This window comes from Kribbella speibonae (genome assembly GCF_004331375.1).
Lineage (GTDB): Bacteria > Actinomycetota > Actinomycetes > Propionibacteriales > Kribbellaceae > Kribbella > Kribbella sindirgiensis.
In genome coordinates this window covers 1,007,348-1,027,914 of sequence record NZ_SJKC01000003.1, presented here as the reverse complement: position 1 = coordinate 1,027,914, position 20,567 = coordinate 1,007,348, and the positions used below count along the sequence as shown (strand labels likewise).

19 protein-coding genes are annotated in these 20,567 nt (G+C 68.5%); 7 read left to right on the top strand and 12 right to left on the bottom strand.

The features are described from left to right. Window positions 1-8: 8 nt before the first annotated feature. Both E0H92_RS26240 and E0H92_RS26235 read left to right on the top strand, forming a co-directional pair. Window positions 9-1,139 carry an ROK family protein gene (locus E0H92_RS26240; RefSeq protein WP_131498016.1) on the top strand — a complete coding sequence of 377 codons (1,131 nt, stop codon included), beginning with the start codon at window positions 9-11 and terminating at the stop codon, window positions 1,137-1,139. Window positions 1,140-1,256: 117 nt separating this feature from the next. Further along, on the top strand, window positions 1,257-3,611 hold the full coding sequence (locus tag E0H92_RS26235) for an Ig domain-containing protein (RefSeq protein WP_202873814.1): 2,355 nt from the start codon (window positions 1,257-1,259) through the stop codon (window positions 3,609-3,611). Here the strand turns inward: E0H92_RS26235 and E0H92_RS26230 are convergent. Continuing rightward, on the bottom strand, window positions 3,598-4,578 hold the full coding sequence (locus E0H92_RS26230; RefSeq protein WP_131498015.1) for an aldo/keto reductase: 981 nt from the start codon (window positions 4,576-4,578) through the stop codon (window positions 3,598-3,600). The genes E0H92_RS26235 and E0H92_RS26230 overlap by 14 nt on opposite strands. A gap of 127 nt (window positions 4,579-4,705) precedes the next feature. Between E0H92_RS26230 and E0H92_RS26225 the strand changes: the two genes are divergently transcribed. From E0H92_RS26225 to E0H92_RS26215, 3 genes are read left to right on the top strand one after another with little or no spacing between them, the layout of a single operon-like run. Continuing rightward, window positions 4,706-5,566, top strand: a complete 861-nt coding sequence (locus E0H92_RS26225) for a fumarylacetoacetate hydrolase family protein (RefSeq protein WP_131498014.1) — start codon at window positions 4,706-4,708, stop codon at window positions 5,564-5,566. Next, on the top strand, window positions 5,563-6,321 hold the full coding sequence (locus tag E0H92_RS26220; protein WP_131498013.1) for an SDR family NAD(P)-dependent oxidoreductase: 759 nt from the start codon (window positions 5,563-5,565) through the stop codon (window positions 6,319-6,321). The genes E0H92_RS26225 and E0H92_RS26220 overlap by 4 nt, the downstream gene beginning before the upstream one ends. 12 nt (window positions 6,322-6,333) lie before the next feature. Next, window positions 6,334-7,011 (top strand): FadR/GntR family transcriptional regulator, encoded by a 678-nt coding sequence (locus E0H92_RS26215; protein ID WP_131498012.1) that lies wholly within the window; start codon window positions 6,334-6,336, stop codon window positions 7,009-7,011. Here E0H92_RS26215 and E0H92_RS26210 read toward each other — a convergent pair. From E0H92_RS26210 to E0H92_RS26170, 9 genes are read right to left on the bottom strand one after another with little or no spacing between them, the layout of a single operon-like run. Then, window positions 7,008-7,775 (bottom strand): enoyl-CoA hydratase/isomerase family protein, encoded by a 768-nt coding sequence (locus tag E0H92_RS26210; protein ID WP_131498011.1) that lies wholly within the window; start codon window positions 7,773-7,775, stop codon window positions 7,008-7,010. The two genes, E0H92_RS26215 and E0H92_RS26210, sit on opposite strands and share 4 nt — an antisense overlap. After that, window positions 7,768-8,823: a type 2 periplasmic-binding domain-containing protein gene (locus E0H92_RS26205; protein WP_131498010.1), complete on the bottom strand. Its 1,056-nt coding sequence runs from the start codon at window positions 8,821-8,823 to the stop codon at window positions 7,768-7,770. Before E0H92_RS26205 ends, E0H92_RS26210 begins: the two co-directional genes overlap by 8 nt. Next, the gene (locus tag E0H92_RS26200; protein ID WP_165549990.1) at window positions 8,823-10,031 is read right to left on the bottom strand and encodes a CaiB/BaiF CoA transferase family protein; all 1,209 of its coding nucleotides are present in this window, start codon (window positions 10,029-10,031) and stop codon (window positions 8,823-8,825) included. Before E0H92_RS26200 ends, E0H92_RS26205 begins: the two co-directional genes overlap by 1 nt. A gap of 21 nt (window positions 10,032-10,052) precedes the next feature. Then, window positions 10,053-11,171 carry an aldose 1-epimerase family protein gene (locus E0H92_RS26195; RefSeq protein ID WP_131498009.1) on the bottom strand — a complete coding sequence of 373 codons (1,119 nt, stop codon included), beginning with the start codon at window positions 11,169-11,171 and terminating at the stop codon, window positions 10,053-10,055. Then, window positions 11,168-11,902, bottom strand: coding sequence for an SDR family NAD(P)-dependent oxidoreductase (locus E0H92_RS26190; RefSeq protein WP_131459636.1), 735 nt, complete (start codon window positions 11,900-11,902; stop codon window positions 11,168-11,170). Before E0H92_RS26190 ends, E0H92_RS26195 begins: the two co-directional genes overlap by 4 nt. Further along, the gene (locus E0H92_RS26185; protein ID WP_131459637.1) at window positions 11,899-13,074 is read right to left on the bottom strand and encodes a mandelate racemase/muconate lactonizing enzyme family protein; all 1,176 of its coding nucleotides are present in this window, start codon (window positions 13,072-13,074) and stop codon (window positions 11,899-11,901) included. The genes E0H92_RS26190 and E0H92_RS26185 overlap by 4 nt, the downstream gene beginning before the upstream one ends. A gap of 4 nt (window positions 13,075-13,078) precedes the next feature. Then, window positions 13,079-13,906: a carbohydrate ABC transporter permease gene (locus E0H92_RS26180; RefSeq protein WP_131498008.1), complete on the bottom strand. Its 828-nt coding sequence runs from the start codon at window positions 13,904-13,906 to the stop codon at window positions 13,079-13,081. Between the two features lie 3 nt (window positions 13,907-13,909). Continuing rightward, window positions 13,910-14,818: a carbohydrate ABC transporter permease gene (locus E0H92_RS26175; protein WP_131498007.1), complete on the bottom strand. Its 909-nt coding sequence runs from the start codon at window positions 14,816-14,818 to the stop codon at window positions 13,910-13,912. 32 nt (window positions 14,819-14,850) lie between these two features. After that, complete coding sequence (locus E0H92_RS26170) at window positions 14,851-16,170, bottom strand: ABC transporter substrate-binding protein (protein WP_131498006.1); 1,320 nt, start codon at window positions 16,168-16,170, stop codon at window positions 14,851-14,853. Between the two features lie 149 nt (window positions 16,171-16,319). Here E0H92_RS26170 and E0H92_RS26165 point away from each other — a divergent pair, with 149 nt between their 5' ends. Together E0H92_RS26165 and E0H92_RS26160 are read left to right on the top strand one after the other, a co-directional pair. Further along, a complete protein-coding gene (locus tag E0H92_RS26165; RefSeq protein WP_131498005.1) occupies window positions 16,320-17,084 on the top strand; it encodes a FadR/GntR family transcriptional regulator in 765 nt (254 codons plus the stop codon). 113 nt (window positions 17,085-17,197) lie between these two features. Then, window positions 17,198-19,210 (top strand): right-handed parallel beta-helix repeat-containing protein, encoded by a 2,013-nt coding sequence (locus E0H92_RS26160; RefSeq protein WP_131498004.1) that lies wholly within the window; start codon window positions 17,198-17,200, stop codon window positions 19,208-19,210. Here E0H92_RS26160 and E0H92_RS26155 read toward each other — a convergent pair. Both E0H92_RS26155 and E0H92_RS26150 read right to left on the bottom strand, forming a co-directional pair. Then, complete coding sequence (locus tag E0H92_RS26155) at window positions 19,182-19,967, bottom strand: polyphosphate polymerase domain-containing protein (protein WP_202873813.1); 786 nt, start codon at window positions 19,965-19,967, stop codon at window positions 19,182-19,184. The two genes, E0H92_RS26160 and E0H92_RS26155, sit on opposite strands and share 29 nt — an antisense overlap. Further along, complete coding sequence (locus tag E0H92_RS26150) at window positions 19,964-20,554, bottom strand: DUF4956 domain-containing protein (RefSeq protein WP_131498003.1); 591 nt, start codon at window positions 20,552-20,554, stop codon at window positions 19,964-19,966. The genes E0H92_RS26155 and E0H92_RS26150 overlap by 4 nt, the downstream gene beginning before the upstream one ends. Window positions 20,555-20,567 lie beyond the last annotated feature (13 nt).

Genomic DNA, 20,567 nt, shown 5'->3' with positions numbered 1-20,567 from the left:
GGAGCGGCATGACCGACGGCAGGACCCTCTCCGGGGAGAACCCGGCGCTGCTGCGCCGGATCAATCGCTCCGCGGTCCTGCGCGCCCTCGAGGCCGGAACGCAGCAGACCGTCGCGCAGCTCGTGACCCGCGTCGGCCTGTCCCGCAGGACGGTCGAGGAGGCCCTCGCCGACCTGCTGACCCAGGGCTGGGCCGCGGTCGATGCCGACGGCAAGGAAAACGAGCCTCGTCGCGCCGTTGGACGGCCGGCGCGGCGGTTCCGGTTTCGGCCGGGCGCGGGGCTGGTCGCGGGGATCGACCTCGGCGCCGCGAGGATCGAATGCCTGGTCACCGATCTCTCCGGTACGGTCCTGGCCGAAGCCGCTACGGAGGCCCAGCTGGACTGGACCGCCCGACGCCGGCTCAATGCCGCCCGGAAGCTCCTCGACAAGGCGATCCAGCAGGTAGCCACGCCCGCACCGCTGCTCAGCCTCGGAGTCGGTACGACGGGAATCGTCGACGCCGGCCGCATCTCGCTGAGTACGACGCTCCCGGACTGGACCGGCATCGATGTCGCCGGCGCACTACGGGCAGCGGTTACCTGCCCGGTCCTCGTCGAGAACGACGGCAACGTCGCCGCGATCGCCGAACGCTGGACGGGCGCGGCCACCGACGTCCGCGACGTACTCCTGATCCATGCGGGTCGCCGGATCACGGCCGGCGTGGTGCTCGACGGGCAGTTGCACCGCGGGCGTCATCGCCGGGCCGGCGAGGTCGGCACGATGCCGATGCTGCACTGGGACCGCATCCTGACCGACCTCGCGGCACTCGACGCGGGCGCGACGGGTCCGCACCGGATCCTGCGCGCGGTCGCGCGCGACCTGGCCGTCGGCGTCGCCGCGATGGCGCTCACGATCGACCCGGACACCGTGGTGCTGGGCGGGCAACTGGCCGCCCTCGGCCCGAAGTTCCGGACGGACTTCGAGGCCGCGCTCGCCACCCACTGCCCGTGGGAGATCGACGTCCGCTGGTCGACGCTGGGCGGCCGCGGCGTATCGCTCGGCGCCGTCCGGCTCGCCCTCGACGACGTCGAGGCGCGGCTGCACGCGGTCGACGGCGCGGGCGAGCCGACTCCGGCAGCGCTGTCGAACCGACGCTGAGAATCCCTTACCCGCAAGCAGATCCGGACCATCGGGTCTTGACGGCGGCACGTTGCGTCGCTTCAATGGGCCGAGTTATGCGACCTTCTCACATAACTCGACCCGAAGGAGCCGCGCGTGAGGAAGAGACGGATCACCGGCAGTCTGGTCGCTGTCGCGCTCGCCCTGTCGTCGTTCTGGACCGGACCGGCGGACGCCGCGCCGCCGCTGCGCATCGAGGCAGGTTTCCTGTCGATCGGGCTCAGCTCCAACGGACGCGTCACGGCACTGACCGACATCCGCTCCGGCAAGGACTACCTGGCCCCGGGCAAGTCCGCTCCGCTGATCAGCCTGATGGTGGACGGACAGCTCGAGGAGCCGACGGGCGTCACACCGCGGCGGCCGGGAACCCTCCAGTTCAAGTTGCCCAGCGCAACCGTCGACGTGACGGTCGAGCGCAGGCCGACGTACACCACGCTCGTCATCAGTGACCTGCGCGCCCGGCCGGGGGCCGATGTGCAGACCGCCTTCTGGGGGCCGCTGCCGACGGTCGTGAATCCGCGGACGCACGCGGACCAGGAAGTCGGGGAAGCCGTCGGGGTCGTACGCGACCCGGACTTCGCGATCGGTCTGCGGCCGTTGAACGACAAGACGGTCGGCGCCTGGCCGATCGAGGACGAGCAGTACGGGTTCGCGGCCGACGTGATCAAGAATCCGTACGATCTGCAGGTCGACACGATGTACGAGTGGAGTGCGGCGGCCGTCACGCCGTGGGGAAGTCTGTTGCGCGCGTACACCGACGACTACAGCAAGCGGCGTACGCGGCAGGAGGTCAACGGCTTCGGTGGCCCGGCGACGTTCGAACTCGGCCCGTTGCATGGTCCGGACGCGTCCATCATCGGGTCGTCGATCGCGCTGTTCGGCAGCGGGCCGGACCTGGCTCCGGCCGTTCTCAGCCAGATCGAGGTGGGCGAGAACCAGCCGCACCCGACGCTGAACGGTCAATGGCAGAAGGTGTCCCAGGCCAGTTCCGCGTCGGAGTTCTGGCTCAGTACGAACTCGCAGAACGCGACCGCCTACGCGGACCTCGCGCGGCAGGCGGGCCTCGACTGGATCTACGACGCCAGCGGCGGACGAGGTCCGTGGAAGTCGACGGGTCACTACGGTCTCAACGACGGCTACCAGAACAGCGACGATGCGCTCGCCACGGCGGTCGCCGGCGTGAACCAGCGCGGTGTGCAGTTCGGGGCGCACACGTTGTCCGACTTCATCGAGCCGAACGACGCCTACCTGAAAGCACCGGCCGACAAGCGTCTCGCCGTACGGCCGGGCCCTGACCTGACCAGGGCAGTCGCGGCTGACGGCACGGAGTTGTACGTCGACGGCGTGGATCGGCTCACGCCGGGACCCGCTGACCTTCTCCGCGTCGGCGACGAGTTCATCCGCTACACCACGCAGGAGAAGGTCGGCGACGATGAGTGGAAGCTGACCGGGATCACGCGCGGATACTGGTCGTCCGTGGCGGCAGCACACTCCCCCGGCGACGAGGCGCAGGTCGTCGTCAAGAACTCGTACGGCGGTGCGATCGGCGGGCTCGACATCATCGACGAGGTCGCCGGCCGCCTGGGTTCGCTGTACGGGAAGGCCGGCTTGAAGGGGATCTCGTTCGACGGCCTGGAGTCCGCGTCGCAGAGCGGATGGGGTTCGTACGGCGTCGCGCGGATGGTGAACGGGTTCTACCGCGACCTCGGCCCGGCCGCCGCGGACGGCTTCGTCAGCGAGGCGAGCCGGATCTCGTCGAACACCTGGAGCGTCCAGACCCGGATGAGCTGGGGCGAACCGAACATCACTTCACTCGACCAGGTGATCCGCAACAACCGGTTCTACCGGGCCAACTTCCTGCCCGGAATGATGGGTCAGACCAACCTCACGCCGGCCCGCAAGGACGCGATCGTCGGCGCCCTCGCGGTCGCCGCGTCCTGGAACGCGGGCAGCCAGTACTACGCGTCGCTCTCGCTGGGCGACACGGCAGCAGGAAAGGAGCTGTTGGCAACAGTCCGCGCTTGGGAGTCGGCGAGGAACGCGGGCGCGTTCACCGCGGAGCAGCGCGCCGCCTTGGGCGACACCACGAAGCGTTGGCAGTTGACGATGACCACACCCGACCGCGAGTGGTCCTTGCAGGAGCTCGACCTGACCGGTGCCCCGGTCGGCGCCCCGCAGACGGTGACCACTGCGCAACCACAGCTGATCGGTGACCCGCCGCCCGCGGGGACGATCGGCAAGTTGTACGAGTACAAGCTCACCAGCAACACACCGCAGACCCGGAAGTTCACGGTCACCAAGGGGTCCTTGCCCGCTGGGCTGAGGCTCGACGCCGACACCGGCGCGATCACCGGAATCCCCAGCAGACAAGGCGTGCGTTCGTTCACGGTCACGACCAGCAACGGCGCCCAGCCGACGGCGTCGGCCAGCTACACGATCACGACGTCCTGAGACCCGGGGTGTCTCCTCCGCGAGGAGGAGGCACCCCGATCGCTGCGAGGTCTTGCCAGAGCGCCGGTGGGATCGGGGCGTCGAGGTGGGCCAGGTTCTGGCGTAGCTGATCAGGGGCCGCGGCGCCTGCGACAACTGAGATGACGCGTGGATCGAGCAGCGGGTACTGAAGCGCGGCGGCGGGAAGGTCGACGCCGTAGCTAGCGCACACCTTGTCGATCTCGAGCGCACGAGCGAAGACCTCGTCGGGCACGGCCTCGTAGTCGTACCTCGCGTCGCGGCTCGGCGTCGAAGCGAGCAGCCCGCTGTTGAACACAGCCGCCGCCACGATCCGTACGCCGTACTCGTCACACGCCTCCACCAGCTCCGGTACGGCGCTCTGGTCCAGCAGCGTGTAGCGATTCGCCACCATCAGTACGTCGGCCAGCCCGGTGCGGACTGTGGTCAGCTGCGCGTCGATACCGAGCGAACCGGTGCCGATCGCCGCGACCGTCCCCTCGGCCCGCAACTCGGCCAGTGCCGCCAAGGCCGACTCCGTCGCACCGGGGACTCCGGACAACTCCGGGTCGTGCACGTAGAGGATGTCGACCCGATCCAGCCCTAACCGCGCGAGTGACTCCTCGACCGACGCCCGTACGCCGGCGGCCGAGTAGTCGAGGACCCGCTGCAGGCGCGCGGGGACGACGAATCCGCCGGCCGCCATCGCCGCGCCGTCCCACGACGGATCCTCCCGCAGCAGACGGCCGACCTTCGTGGACAGGACGTACTCGTCGCGCGGCTTCGTCGCGAGGAAGCGGCCCACCCGCTGCTCGGACAGTCCGAGCCCGTAGTGCGGCGCGGTGTCGAAGTGCCGGACGCCGGCGTCCCAGGCCGCGTCGAGGATCGCGTCGGCCTCCGCCTCGGAGTACTGCCGGAAAAGGTTGCCGAGCGGCGCGCACCCGAGACCGAACCGCGGAACGTCGATCACATCTGCTCCCCAGCGTTCTGAACTGTGGACAGCACGCTAGACATCATATGTTTCGCCTGTCAATGTGAAGCGAAGCCGCAATTCAGCCCGTCCGATGCGGCCAAAGATACGATCTGGAGGTCCTACGATGAAGTTCGCCCGCTTGGGTCCTGTCGGTGTGGAAGCACCCGTCGTCGTCACCGAGGACGGGGTCCGCAGCCTCGCCGGGATCACCGCGGACCTCGACGCCGGATTCTGGGAATCCGACGGTCCGGCCCGCGTCGCGACCGCACTGGCCGCCGGTGAGCTGCCGCTCGTCGAGGACGCGGACGACCTGCGCATCGGTGCGCCGATCGCCCGGCCGGGTGCGATCGTCTGCATCGGCATGAACTACGCCGCGCACGCCGCCGAGTCCGGCGCCGAGCCGCCGTCGTCGCCGGTCATCTTCTTCAAGGCGCCGAACACGCTGGCCGGCCCGAACGACCCCGTGACCATCCCCAAGGGCAGCACGAAGACGGACTGGGAGGTCGAGCTCGGAGTCGTGATCGGCAAGCGCGCGTCGTACCTCGACTCCCCCGCGAACAGCCTGGAGCACGTGGCCGGTTTCGTGGTGGCCAACGACCTGTCCGAGCGCGCGTTCCAGATCGAGCAGTCCGGCGGCCAGTGGAGCAAGGGCAAGATCGCGGCCGGCTTCAGCCCGGTCGGTCCCTGGCTGATCACCCCTGACGAGGTCGAGCACCAGAAGCTCACCCTGCGCAGCTTCGTCAACGGTGAGGCGCGGCAGGACTCCAGCACCGCCGACCAGATCTTCGACGTCGCCACGGTCATCCATCACCTGAGCCAGTACATGGTGCTCGACCCGGGCGACCTGATCATGACCGGAACGCCGGAGGGCGTGGCGTTGTCCGGCCGGTTCCCGTACCTGCGGCCGGGCGATGTCGTCGAGGTGGAGATCGACGGGTTGGGCCGGCAGCGTCAGGAGTACGTCGCGTTCGAGGCCGGTCGATGAGCGGCGGGGAGTTCGACGGGCTGGTCGCGATCGTCACCGGAGGCGGTTCGGGTATCGGCGCGGCGATCGCCCGCGAACTCACCGCGCGGGGCGCGCGCGTCGCGGCGTTCGACCTCGAACCCGCCGGTGTCCCGGAGGGCGTGCTCGGTATCAAGGCCGACGTGACGGACGACGCCGGCGTACGGGCGGCGGTGCAGCAGGTCGCCGACACGTTCGGCCGGATCGACGTGGTGGTCAACAACGCGGGCATCGGCGCACAGGGCACGATCGAGGACAACCCGGACGACCAGTGGCACCGGGTCTTCGACGTCAACGTGATGGGCGCGGTCCGGGTCAGCCGGGCCGCCCTCGCGCACCTGCGCCAGTCGCCGGCCGCCGCGATCGTCAACGTCGCCTCGGTCGCCGCGACCACCGGGATCCCGCAGCGGGCGCTCTACTCCACCACCAAAGGCGCGGTGCAGTCGCTGACGCAGGCGATGGCCGCCGACCATCTCCGCGAAGGGATCCGGGTCAACTGCGTCAACCCCGGTACGGCGGCAACTCCGTGGGTGCAGCGCCTGCTCGACGCGGCCCCCGATCCCGCCGCCGAACGGGCCGCCCTCGACGCCCGTCAGCCGCACGGGCGGTTGGTCTCCGCCGAAGAGGTGGCGCTCGCCGTCGTCTACCTGGCCGGTCCGTCGTCCGGCTCGACCGCGGGTACGGCGCTTGCCGTCGACGGCGGGATGGCTACGCTGCGCCTACGGCCCAAGGACTGAGAAGGGAGCCGGATGGCGCTGACCGATGTCGCGATCGAGAAGATCAAGGCGATGATTCTCGACGGCCGCCTCAAGCCCGGCGACAAGCTGCCCCGCGAGGCGGATCTCGCGGAGCAGCTCGGCATCTCGCGGAGCCCGCTGCGCGAGGCGGTCAGCGTGCTCTCGATGCTGCGGATCCTCGACGTCCGGCGCGGCGACGGGACCTATGTCACGAGCCTGACGCCCAACCTGCTGCTGGAGACGATGAGCTTCATCATCGACTTCCACCAGGACTCCAGCATCCTCGATCTGTTCGAGGTACGCCGGGCTCTCGAGCCGATGGCCGCGGAAAAGGCCGCCCTCCTGATGAGCGCGGACGACGTGGCGGAACTACTCGCGCTGACCGAGGCTGTCGACGCGGACAGCCCGGTCGGCGAGGTCGTCGCGAACGACCTCGAGTTCCATCACCGGATCGCGACCGCGGCCGGAAACCCGGTGCTCTGCTCGTTCGCCGACAGTGTCGCCGGGCGGACGCAGCAGGCGCGGATCTGGCGCGGGGTCACGCAGGAGGACTCCTTCGAGCAGACGCAACGCGAGCACCGCGCGATCGCGCTCGCGATCGGCGACCGACAGCCCAGCGTCGCCGCCGCGCTGGCCCTGTCCCACGTCGCCGGCATCGAAAACTGGATCCGCCGCAACCTGACCCCCTAGGAGCGGGTGAAGTGTGGCGCTCGCTTCTCGGCGAAGGCTGCTCGGCCCTCGGCCGCGTCGTTCGTCGCGAAGCAGACCGTCTGCAGATCACGCTCATACGCGACCGCCTGGTCGAGCGGCAGGTTGAGTGCGGCCGCCACATTCGCCTTGGCGGTCTCGACAGCGATCGGAGCCCGCGACGCGATCGTGCCGGCCAGCTCCAGCGCGCGAGGCAGCAACGCGTCCGGCTCCAGCACCTCGCTGACCAGCCCCCAGCTCAGCGCGCGCGAGGCATCGATCGGATCGCCCGTCATCAGCATCAGCGAGGCATTACCCGGCCCGATGCTGTGAGTCAGCAGCGCCGACATACCGCCACCACCGATCCATCCCAGCTTCACCTCCGCAGCCGCGAAACTCGCCGTCGTCGACGCGAGCCGGATATCGCAGATCAGCGCGGTCTCCAGCCCCCCGCCGAGTGCGAACCCGTTGACCGCGGCAACCACCGGCTTCCGCAGAACCTTGAGCGAGTCGCAGTAATCCGCCCGGTTCCGGAACGCCCACGGCGTCGGGTACTTGTCGAGCTCCCGGATATCCGACCCCGCGCTGAACGCCCGCCCGGCCCCCGTCAGTACGACGGCCCGCACATCGTCGGACTCGTTGCAGTGCCGAGCCAACTCGACCAGCGCATCCGACATCTCCGCCGTGACCGCATTGAGCTTCGCCGGCCGGTTGAGCGTGATGACGCCGACCTGTCCCTCCTGCTCGAACAGCACCTCGTCACTCATGGTCGATTCCCTTCCACAACGTAGCGATCCGATCCAGGCCCGCACTGGTCGAGACGGCACCGTCCACGACCTCGCGGACCACCTCACTCGCCGCGGTCTGGAAGCCGATGTAGCCGGCACGCCTTGGCCGGACCCAGGCTGACGTGATCGTCGGCAGCGTCCGGCGATAGAAGTTCCCGACCCGTTGGTTGACCTGCTCCGACGTCCACGCGCTCAGGCGGGCGGGCTGTCCTTCGTGTTCCGGGATGAAGGAGTCCTGGGCAGTTGCTGAAAGCAACCACTGGAGATGGTCGAAGAGCTCCGGCGACGTCTCGCACCGTTGGGTGATCGCCAGCCCTGTTCCGCCGATCGTCGAGCCCGGCCGGGATCCCAGCCACTCCGACGGCGCATCGGTGAACGTCACGGCGGGCGCATAGTTCACATAGCCGTAGACCAACGGGCAGTGCGCGACGGTGTCGTCCGACACCATGTCGTCCAGCAGGCCGATCGGATCGAGCGACAGCGAATGCCGCGGGGCGCGAGAGGTCAGGTCCGACATCACGTCGAGCGCCCGACGGCCGGTCGCGGACGGCCTGAACGACTCAGGTTCCTCCCCGAGCGCGACGCAGATCGACAGGTAGGTGAGCAGCGCGTGTGGCCCCGCGAGCGACAGCGTCACCGGCGCCCGATACGACAGCGCGATCACCTCGGACCACAGCTGTGGTGTCTCGCCGGCGAGGTCCACACGGGTCGCGGCAACCTGCGTCGCGGCGTCGAGCGGCAGCGCCCACAGGTGCCCGTTCATCCGGTACGACGCAACGCTCGGTCCGACGAATTCGCCGTACAGGAGTTCGTCGACCGGTTGCAGGTGGCGTATCGCGTCCCCGAGGTGCGGGTGGTCGAGCACGATCACGTCGTACTCCTCGGCGAGTTGCTCGATCGGTGTGGACTCGAAGCCGCTCAGTGGGTGCACGTCCCAGGTCAGGTCGATCCCGCGTTGGCGCGATGCCTCGACCAGTGCGTCCCGTCCGCGCGGATGGTCCCAGGTCAGTCCTCGGTAGCGCGGCATCACGGCACCGGATCCGGAAGCGGGGTCTCGGCGACGACGCCGTCCGCCAGCAGGTCCGCGATCTCGTCCGTGCCGAACCCGGCCTCCGCGAGCACTTCCCGGCTGTGTTCCCCGACGAGCGGTGCACCGCGCTCGACCTTCGCGGGAGTCTTCTCGAAGCCGTACGGAAAGCCCGGTGTCTTGACGCGTCCCTCGGTGGGATGGTCGTACTCGACGAACGTGCCGTTGTGGCGGATCTGCGGATCGTTGACGAGCTGCTCGTAGTCGTAGACCGGCCCGCACCAGATCCCGGCCGCGGTCAGCTCCGCGAGCCACTCGTCGGTGGTCCGCCGGAGCAGACGCTCGGCGGTCAGCCGGAAGATCTCGTCGCGATGCGTCCAGCCGTGCACCTCGGAATCCATCGCCAGGAAGGTGTCCTCGCCGATCACCCGGCCGAGCGTCGGCAGATCCGGCATCGCCAGCGCGAGGAATCCGTCGGCGGTCTTGAACGTTCCGTACGGCGCTCTGATGTACACGTGCGCGTGCGGCTCGGAACCCCTGCGCTGCGGGACGTTTCCGGCCGTGAAGACCGACAGCTCCTGCATCTGCAGGGTCGTGATCGCGTCGAGCATGTTCACGGTCACCAGCTGTCCCTCACCCGTACGCTCCCGATGCAGCAACGCGGCGAGCACCGCCTCGAACGCGGTCGACGCGGTCACCGCGTCGACGAGGTACTGCCCGGCCGGCTGGGGCGGCTCGCCGTGCCGTCCGGTCGACAGCATCGCGCCGGACTTTGCCTGCAGCAACAAGTCCTGACCGGGCAGGTTCCGGTGCGGGCCGTCCTCGCCGTACCCGGACATCGACACGTAGACCAGGCGGGGGTTGATGGCCGACAGGGTCGGGTAGTCGACGCCGAGCCGTTCCGCGACGCCCGGCCGGTAGTTCTGCAGGAACACGTCGGCGGTCTCGACCAGGCGCCGAAGAACACGTTTTCCTTCCGCTGCCTTGAGGTCGACGGCCAGCGAGCGCTTGTTGCGGTTCAGGGACAGGAACGACACGTTGATCGCGTTGCCCTTCGCGCCCCCGGCCGCGGCATGCCGCTGCCACTCACCGGTCACCGGCTCGACCTTGACGACATCGGCTCCGAGGTCACCGAGGCGCTGGGCCGCGAACGGACCGGCCATCGCGATCGAGCAGTCGAGCACGCGGTACCCGTCGAGAATGCTCACAGTGTGGGTCTCCTGAGGTCGTCAGTCGGGCTGGCCGGCGACGCGGCGGATCGCGTCCCGGGCAGCGGTGGTGGCCTCGGCGCCGTCGAGCACCCGGATCGTCGTGCTGTACGCCCGCGACTCGCCGTGCTCCAGCCAGGTCATCGTGCCGTCCTCGCGCGCCGCGGTGTTCCCGGTGACGTGGTGGGTCGACGGTTCGAGGCCGACGGCGTACTGGCCGCTGCGGAGGTTCTGCCATTCGAAGAAGCACGGCATCGCGGCCGCGTCCCAGGTCACCTCGACGCCGAGCGTGCTGTCGCCGCGGATCAGCGCAACCCGATGCCGGCCGTCGGGGTCTGGCACCAGGCGGTGCTCGTAGACCTGCTCCACGAACCCGGGCTTCGGGTCGGGCATGACGCGGTACGAAACGCCTTGCTCGGCAACGGAATCGCTGCGCCAGGTCGTCTCGGCGATCGGGGCGACGAACTCGGTGCCGGCGTCGATCACCGGCCAGCCGAAGTTCAAGTGGTACAGGAACATGTGCGGCGTGCGCTCGTACCCGAGGTTGTCCACGACATCGGACAGCCGGATCTCGAGACCGTCGAAATCGACCTCGACCGTTCGGGTCAGCCGCAGATGCTCACCGAACGACGTCGCCTGCACGACCTCGCCCCGAACCCGCAGCGTGCACCGGTCGCCGTCCCAGACCTCGCCGGCCTCGAGCAACCGGCCCGGAATCGCGGTCAGCCGGCCGTGCAGACCGTGCGCCACGGACTGCTTCGGCGGATAGCGGTAGTGACCGGCGTCGACCTCAGCGCCGAACAGCGTGTGGTCGAGACCACCGGACACGAGCAACCCATCGAGCGCCCGCAACCACGACAAACCGCCTTCGTCGTTGTTCTCATGCAGACCCGGATGCCGGAACCCGTTCCCCGACCGCCACCCGAACGGCACGCCACGAAACCGCGCGGCCCCCAGATCGAGACCGCGATCCACCAGCACCTCGACCTCGAGCCCCGCCGCACTCCGCAACTGAACAGCCCGCACCCCCCGCTCGACTCCATTGCTCAACTCAACTTCACGAACCCCCGCAACACTCGCCAGATCACCCGTCCGCTCCCGCAGCGCCGCAACGGACAACTCGTCTCCGAAGATGTTCATGTCATCACCCATCCACCATCGACGTTGAGGGTCTGGCCGGTGACGAAGGACGCGTCGGGGCCGACCAGGAAGGAGACCACCGAGGCGATCTCGGCCGGTGTGCCGCGGCGTTTGATCGACTGGTGGTCGAGGACGAAGGCGTTGTAGGCCTCGGGATTCTCGTGGATCGTTTCTGCCTTCGTCGGGAAGGCGCCGGGCGACACCGCGTTCACGCGGATGCCGTCCGGGCCGAGTTCGCGGGCGAGTGCCCGGGTCAGCGCGACCGCGGCGCCCTTCGTGCTGACGTAGCTGGCCAGCTTCTCCCAGCCGCCGTGCCAGGTGATCGAAGCGACGTTGACGATCGACCCCGCTCGCCGGGCGCGCATCGAGCGGGCGGCGGCCTGCGCGGCGACGAAGTACGCGCGCTGGTTCACCGCGACGACGTCGTCGTACTCCTCCAGCGAGATGTCGAGCAGCGGTGTCGCGGGATAGATCGCGGCGTTGTTCACCAGTACGTCGAGCGCACCCAAGGACTCGGCCTCGGGGAGCGTCCGCACGAGCGCCGCCGAGTCGCGCAGATCGATCGGGAAGACGCCGTACCGAGCACCTTCTGTCTTCAGTTCGGCCTCGGACTCATCCAGACCGTCACCGGGCAGGTCGAGCAGCGCAACGCCGTACCCGTCCTGAGCCAGCCGGAGCGCGATCGCCCGGCCGAGAGAACCACCGGCGCCGGTCACAACAGCGGACTTCATTCCTGCGTCTCCCATCGTCCGGAGCGGATCGCGGGTTTGCCGACCAGCCGGCGGCCGGCGCGATCCGGGCGTACGTGCGGTCCCGCGTCGTCGTCCCAGCTGCCCGCGTCACCGAGCCGCGCGACGGCGTCCTCGTCGAGGGTGTAGCCGAGGCCGGGTGATTCGCCGAGCACGAGGTGGCCGTCGGTGATCTCCTGGTCCACGCCGATCCCGACCGGCGGCGCCAGGTCCTGGATCTCGATCGACAGATGGTTCGGTACGACGGCGGCCGCATGACCGAGCGGATTGGCGTCGTACCCCACCGGGCTGATCGGGAGGTCGAACGCGTGCGCCAGCGCGGACACCCGGAGGAAATGCGTGATCCCCCAGACGCTGCCGGTCTGGACGATGTCCACGGCGTTCGCGGTCACCAGCGGGCGGAACTGTTCGAGTCCCGTGAGGTTCTCCCCGGTCGCGACCGCCGCCTTCACCGCACGCGTGACCATCCCGAGCCCGTCGACGTCCCAGCGCCGTACCGGCTCCTCGACCCAGGCGAGGTCGACATGCTCCTCGATCCGCCGGATGTGCCGGACCGCTTCCTTGCGCGACCACGACTCGTTCGCGTCGAGCATCAGCGCGGGCGTCTGCCCGGTTGCGTCGCGGTAGAGCTGGCTCAGCACATCGAGGCGGCGCAGATCCGCGGCCACGTCGAGCCCGCCCTTCAGCTTCGCCGCCTGCAGACCACGCTCCGCGAACTGCTTGTGCAGCCTGATCAGTTCGTCGTCGGCCAGTGGACCGTCGAGGCCGGACGCGTACGCCGGTACGACGTGATCGCGGGCGCCGAGGAGCCGCCACAACGGCTGCTCGACCGCCTTCGCCTTGAGGTCCCACAACGCCATGTCGAGTGCGCCGATCGCACCGAAGACCGCACCGGCGTGCCCGCGCTTGAACACCCAGGCGAGCATCCGGTCGTACAGCGCCACCACCGCGCGCGGGTCCTGGCCGTCCAGCGCGGGGAAGAGCGTGTCGATACCCTCGTGCGAGCCGAGCCCGATCCCTTCGAGGCCGGCATCGGTGGTGAGTACGACGACCGGCACCGAGGTCTTGCCCGACCCGACCGCCCCGTTCGCGTCACCGATCGGTCGGCCCCAGTCGTGCACCGTGGTGAGGGTGCGATATCCCGTGATGCGCATCTGGCTATCCCTTGGTCGAGCCGGCGGTGACGCCGTCGGTGATCTGGCGCTGGAAGAACAGGTAGATCGCGATCACGGGCAGGGCCGCGACGAGCACTCCGCCGGCGAAGAGCGGGATGTTGTCGGAGTACTGACCGCGCAGCGCGGTGACTCCGACCATCAGCGTGCGGTGCTGCTCGGACTGCATCACCAGCAGCGAGATCAGGACGTCGTTCCAGCAGAACAAGGCGTTCAGGATGCCGACCGAGAGCAGGGCCGGGCGTCCGAGCGGCAGCATGATCCGCCGGTACACGCCGAGCGTCGTACTGCCGTCGACGCGCGCCGCCTCGACGATCTCGGCCGGAATGCGCGAGTAGAAACTCGTCATCAGGAAGATCGTGAACGGCAAGAATTGACCGGTGTACGCGAGGATCAGCCCCACGTGCGTGTCGAGCAGATGGATCTGGCCGAGCACCCGGAAGAACGGCACCATGATCACCTGGAACGGGATCATCAACGCGCCCAGGCAGACCAGGAACAGCCACCGGCGGCCGCGGAACGTGAGCTGGCTGAACGCGTACCCGGCCATCGAGCCGAGCAGCAGCAACAGCGCGACCGAACCCGCGGTGACCAGCACCGAGTTGAAGGTGTAGCGCCCGAGACCGGACGAGTTCCAGGCGTCGGCGATGTTCGCCGCGGTCAGGTGATCGGCCAGCGAGAACCGGTCCAGGACGTACTCGCGACGCGACTTCATCGCGACGTTCAGCGTGAACACCATCGGATAGATCGTGGCCAGCGCCAGCAGCGCCATCGGGATCGCGACGATCCAGCGGCCGATTCCGCGTTCGCGCATCGCTCACACCTCCTTGGTGGTGCGCTTGATCAGCCGGATCTGCGCGAGCCCGACCAGCAGCATCAGCACGAACAGCACCATCGACGCGGCCGAGGCCAGCGCCGGGCTGTTCATCTGCCCCTGCGTGACCCAGATGTAGAACTCCGGCAGGTACGTCGCACCGCCCGGCCCGCCCGCGGTCATCACGTAGACCAGCCCGAACATCCCGGTCAGCATGCCGATCATCGTGGTCACGAAGACGAACTGGATGGTCCGGCTGAGCTCCGGGATCACCACGTGCCAGACGGTCTGCGGCAGCGTCGCGCCGTCGCACCGCGCGGCGTCGAGCAACGACTGGTCCAGCGTCGAGAACCCGGCCATGAAGATCACCAGCGCCATCCCGAACGTCGCCCAGATGTGCACGCCGATCACCGACAGGATCGCGATGTGCGAGTTGCCGAGCCAGTCGACCGGTGCGATCCCGGCTTTACCGAGCAACTGGTTCAGCGGGCCGTCGAACGACAGCAGGATGTTGAAGATCGCGCCGATGATCACCGGCGACAGCACCACCGGGAAGAAGTACACGCTGCGGTAGAACCGGTGGCCGGGCACCTTCAGAAACAGGAAGGTGGCCAGCAGCCCTGGTACGGCGACCGCGACCGGCAGCGCCAGGAACAACAGGCCCACGTTCCTGAGCGCGGTCCGGAAGACCGGATCGTCCAGCAGTGTCCGGTAGTTGGCCAGGCCAACGAACAGGCCGTTGCGGTCGCCGTCCCCGGTGAGCGAGTACTGCGCACCGAGGACGAGCGGCACGATCCGCAGCCCGACGATGATCAGCAGCGCCGGCGTCACCAGCACCAGCGCCGCGATCTTGTGCTCGCTGAGGTGCCACCGGCGAACTGCCGTCGTACGGCGGGATGCGGGTACTGCCATGCTCTGCTCTCCGGACCCTGCGACTTGTTGGGTCACTTGTCCGACGCCGCCAGCTGGGTCAGCACCTGGTCGACGGTCACGTCACCGCTGATCAGCTGCTGGGAGAGCCGGTGCATGAGGTCGAGCGTCTTCGCCGACAGCGCGGTGTGCAGCAGCGGCTTGCTGTCCGGCAGCCAGGACACGATCTCGCCGGCGGCCTTCACGTCGACCGACTTGGTGTCGACGGTCTTGTCCGCCGCGATCGCGCCGGCCTTCTCGAAGAACGACTTCTCCGCGTCCGTACTCGCCAGGCTCTTCACCAGGTCGACCGCGAGCGCCGGATCCTTCGTCCACTTCATCACGCCGTACCCGATGCCGCCCTCCGCGGGCAGGAAGGTCGAGGTGACCTGTCCCGGGTTCGACACCGGCGGCTTGTAGACGCCGAGATCCGGGCCGAGGAACTCGTCGAACGACTTCCAGTGCGCGGTGTCGGAGATCAGCCCGATCACGTTGCCGCCCTTGCCGCCGGAGAACATCGTGAACTGGTCCATGAACATGGCGGTCGAGTTGACGCCCTTGTTGTACCAGCCCTCGTCGTTCGTCTTCTTCCACAGGTCGAAGATCTGCTTGACCTCGGGCGACTTCCAGTCCCGCTGGCCGGCCAGCCAAGCGTCGTACTGCGCCGGGCTGAACACGCCGGGACCGAAGCCGGACAGGAAGAACTCGATGCCGAGGCCTTCCTTGTTGCCGAGGTTGAAGCAGGCGTTCCCGGACTTCTTGATCGCTGCGCAGGCGGTCTGCAACTCGGCCAGGGTCTTCGGCGGTGCCTCCGGGTCGAGGCCGGCCTTCTTGTAGACGGCCTTGTTGTAGTAGAAGGGGAAGCCTTGCAGGGTGACCGGTACGGCGTACGTCGCGTTGTCCTTGCGGAACGCGTCCCAGCCGACCAGTCGGTCCTTCAGGTCACCGACCTTGTCGTCCAGCGGCAGCAAGGACGTGGCGCGATCCCGCATCTGGGCGCCGCCGTTGAACATCGAGATGTCCGGGCCCTTGCCGGCCTGGATCGCCGTACCGAGCAGCGTGTAGTACTGGTCGTAGGGCTGTGCGACGAACTCGACCTGGACACCCGGGTGCTTGGCCTCGAAGTCCGCCTTGGCCTTCGCGTAGTACTCCTTGGTGGTCGCGTCACCGGAGTGCCAGTCCCAGACGACGAGCTTCCCACCGCCGGCGCTCGCCCCACTGCCGGACTGGGTCTGCGGGGCGGCGGCACCGCAGGCGGCGGACACGAGTGCCAGCGCCGGAACGAGAGCGGCCGCGAACCAGCCGCGCCGCGAGCCGCGGATCCCGCGGGTGGTCGAACCTGAGGCGGTCGGCATGACACGCCCTCCTTCTGTCGAGTTCCTCGAGCCCTTCGGCTCGGTTTGATGTTAGTTGTCTGTTGTCTGTTGTCAAGAGTTTGTTGACTGCTGAAGGATGGGCGAGAATCCGGTGACAGACATCGGTGCAGGCGAACTCGGGAGGCATCATGGCGTCGGACCCCGGAGAGGCTCCCGGGCAAGCAACCGTGCGACTCGCCCCGGCGGCGGCCGCGCAACGCCCGGCGCGACTGGCCGACCTCGTGGTCGAGTCGATCCTCGACGGCGTGGTGTCCGGCGCGATCCAGCCGAACGCCGTACTCCCGCCGGAATCCGCCCTGTCCGAGCAGTTCCAGGTCAGCCGGATCACGGTCCGCGAGGCGGTCAAACTGCTCGAGGCCAAGGGTCTGGTCGAGGTCCGCCGCGGGATCGGCGCCGTGGTGAAGGACGACTCGAACTGGAACCTGCTGGACTCCGCCGTGCTCGCGGCCGCGGTCCGCAACGACGCGAATCTGGGCATCCTCGACGAACTGGTCGGCGTCCGGGTCGCACTCGAGTCCAACCTGGCCGGGCTGGCCGCGACGCAGGCGACCGACGAGGACCGCGCGGCGATCGAGGCGATCTTCCACCGGCTCGAGGCCGACACGGCACGCCCCGAGGTCTTCATCGAGACCGATGTCGAGTTCCACGACCGGATCATGGCCGCGTCCGGGAACCGGCTGGCCCGGTCGATCGTGAGCACGGTGCACAGTCAGGCCCGGACCAGCATGCGCTACCAGGGCCACCCGAGCGTGGACGACGTCCGGACGACGAACGGTGAGCACCGGATCGTGCTGGAACGGATCCTCGACCGCGACCCCGCCGGCGCCGCCGAAGCGATGACCAACCACATCAACGCCGCCTGGCAACGCCGCCGCCCCCTCCCGCGCACCTAAGGCCAACTTCGGACAGTGGTCTCGGTGATCGAGATCAGCTGTTGACCGATCCAGGGGTCGCTTCTAGTTTGCCGCTGACAGATGTCAGACAACAGACGACACAGGAGTCAAGCATGACCCGACCTCGTCCGCTCCGAGTGATCGCCGCCGCCTGCGCGCTGGTCCTCGGCGCCGCCGCCCTCTCCGCCCCGCCCACCTCGGCCGTCACGCGGCCGACCACCGTCATCCTGGTCTCCCCCGACGGCAAGAAGCCCAAGGACCTGCACGCCGACCAGGTCGTCCGCACTCTCGACGCCGCCCAGGCGCTGGCCCGGGCAAAGAACTCCACCGCCGACGTCCGCGTCCTGCTGGCCGGCGGCACCTACGAACTCAAGAAACCGCTGCGCTTCGGATCCCGCGACGGCGGCCGCAACGGCCACACCGTCATCTGGCAGAGCGTTCCCGGTCAGCACGCCGTACTGTCCGGCGGCTCCAAGGTGACCGGCTGGACGCTGACCGACCCCGCGAAGAACATCTGGTCCGCCGACGTGCCGGTCGGCAGCCGGTCGCGCCAGCTGTACGTCGACGGGCAGCTCGCGGAGCGCACCCAGCTGCTCCTCGCGGAGTCGAAGAAGACCCGCGACCACCTGGTCTTCAGCCAGCGCGGCCTGACGGTCAACGATCCGGCACTGGCCGAACGCATCGCCGGGCTGTCGAATCCCGGCGACCTCGAGATCGAGGAGCTGGGCTCGTTCACGGACCGCTACTCCCCTGTCCAGACGGTCGACGGCAGCACCCTGGTGATGGAGCAGCCGGCCTGGGACAACAACAACTTCGGGTACGACACGCTCAAGTCGCCGTACAACCGCGGTGCGGTCTACCTGAACAACGCGTACGAGCTGATCTCCGGCCCGAACCAGTGGTACCTCGACTCCGCGAAAGGCAAGGTCTTCTACCGGCCGGCCGACGGGCAGTCGATGGCGGCGACCGACGTCCGGCTGCCACGCCTGGAGTCGCTGGTGCAGATCAGCGGCAGCTACCGCGACCCCGTCCAGAACCTTGCCTTCAGCAACCTCACGTTCGCGCACACCACCTGGAACTTCCCGAGCGGCCCGCAGGGGTACGTCGACCAGCAGAGCGGCGCGCACATCGTCGGGGAGTACGCCAAGCCGGCCGACTTCCTGACCAGCTGCCAGGACGGCTGTCCCGAGTTCGAGAAGACCCGCAACGAATGGCACCAGATCCCGGCCGCCGTCCAGGTGTCGGCCGCGGAACATGTCACGTTCGACGGCAACAGCTTCGAGCAACTCGGGTCGGTCGGGCTCGGCCTCGGCATGGACCCGAACGCGCACGCTTCCGGCATCGGGTACGGCGCCGCGGAGATCGATGTCCGCGGCAACAGCTTCACCAACAGCGCCGCGTCGGCGATCGTGGCCGGCGGCGTGCAGCCCGACGCGCACCACCCGCGGGACCCGCGGATGACGAACCACGACGTACGCATCGTCGACAACACCGTCCAGGGCGTCTCGAAGAACTACCGGGACAACGCCGGCATCCTGTCGACGTACGTCACCCGCGCGACGATCACCCACAACACCCTCACCGACCTGCCGTACGACGGTGTCGACATCGGCTGGGGATGGGGTATCAACGACCCGGGCGGCAACAAGTACTACCTCGAGGCCGGGCTCTACAACTACCAGCCGATCTACCGGACGCCGACGACGTTCCGGGAGAACTACGTCGCCTACAACCTGATCCACGACACCAAGCAGGCGATGCACGACGGCGGCAGTATCTACACGCTGTCGTCCAGCCCCGGCACCGTGATCGAGCGCAACTACGTGTACGACAGCCGGACCACGTTCGGCGCCCTCATCGACCAGGGCACGCGGTACGTCGTGATGCGCGACAACGTGTTCCTCGGGAGCAGCCGCTGGGTCTACGTCAACGCCGACGCCGATGACCCGGACACCTTCAACACCAAGGACAACCTGGTCACCGGCAACTGGTGGGACATCGGCCCGGCCCGCAACCCCGAAGGCCCCGGCTTCAACAACCAACTGATCAACAACACCCAAATCACCGACGGCACCTTCCCCCCAGAAGCCCACAAGATCATGACCGAAGCCGGCACCCGCCGCTGAAGTGGTGGACGGTTCGGTGCCAGGGGTTGGAGCGGAGGGTTGGGTTGAGGAGGGCTGCGGCTACGCAGTACTTGCTGACCTGGATCGGGCGGACTCGGAGGTCTCGTAGTACGGCGTCTGCGGAGCCGGTGCGGCCGTTGGTTTTGCTTTCGACGAGGACGGTTTCGGGGAGGACGTCGATCGAGTTGGCCGCGTTGGAGAAGCGCAGGTCGATGTCGCAGGTCAGGCGCTCATGGGCTGTCGGGTCGGTGAGTGTGCTTCTGCGGTACGTCGTGACCAGAGCCGGCCGCAGTCCGTCGACGGGACCCACGCCGTACGCCGTCCTGAGCTGCTCGGCCAGGAAATCGTGGGCGGGACCCGTCAACCGTCCGCGATCCGCGGCGGCGTACGGCAGTCGGGACTTGATCGTCTCGGAGCGATTGCCCTTCAGCTTCACCTCGAAGCTGCACTCGCCGCTGTCCAGATAGGTGCGCGTGCGGACCTTGTACCGGTAGCGCCGGCGCTGGAGGTGCTGCCGGTACAGCCCGAGCGACGGCGTGTCGAAGTACACGGACTCGTACTGAAAGCTGCGCTGCCCGTCGATCTCCAGGACGGCGAACCGGTCGCGGAGCCGGTTCACCAGCTCGACGAAGACCCCGATCGGCACCAGGTACTTGCGATCCACCCGGACCTGCAGCGCCGCCTCTGCCAGCACCTCCGTCAACGAGATCGGCTGCATCTCGGCGAGCACGCCGGTCACCGCGGCCCGCGTCCTCACGACGCGTACCGCTGGAACGGACGGACGGCGGCCGGTGCGTCCGGCAGGATCCGGTAGCGCACGTCGACGACGGTCGTGTCGGTGACCAGATCCAGATCGAGTACGACGAAGTACCGGATGTCGGCGCGCAGCAGCCGCTCGAGCGCCGGGCCGACGTCACGGACATCCGGATACGCCTGGTCGAGAACGACCCGCTGCCGCCGCGACCGCAGCGTGAGCCGCGGGTGGTCGACGACGTACATCAGGGCGACCAGCAGGAAGCTCAACGCGGGCGCGACCCAGAACGGACCGGGGTGCAGGCCGTTGACGAGGCCGAGGGCCAGCGAGATGAAGTAGTACGCGACCTCTTCCTGGGTGATCGAGTCCGAGCGAAGCCGGATGATCGACAGGATCCCGAACAACCCCAGCCCGAGGCCCACCCCGGCGCCGCTGCCGGCCAGCATCGCGGTGACCGCGAGTACGCCGACGTTCAGCGCGACGTACGCGAGCAGCAGGTCGCGGCGGTGGTAGCGGCGGAAGTAGGTGCCATAGGCAAGCAGACCGATGGCGAGCAGATCGGCGGGTATCGCGAGTCCCAGACCGGACATGGTTTCCTCCAGG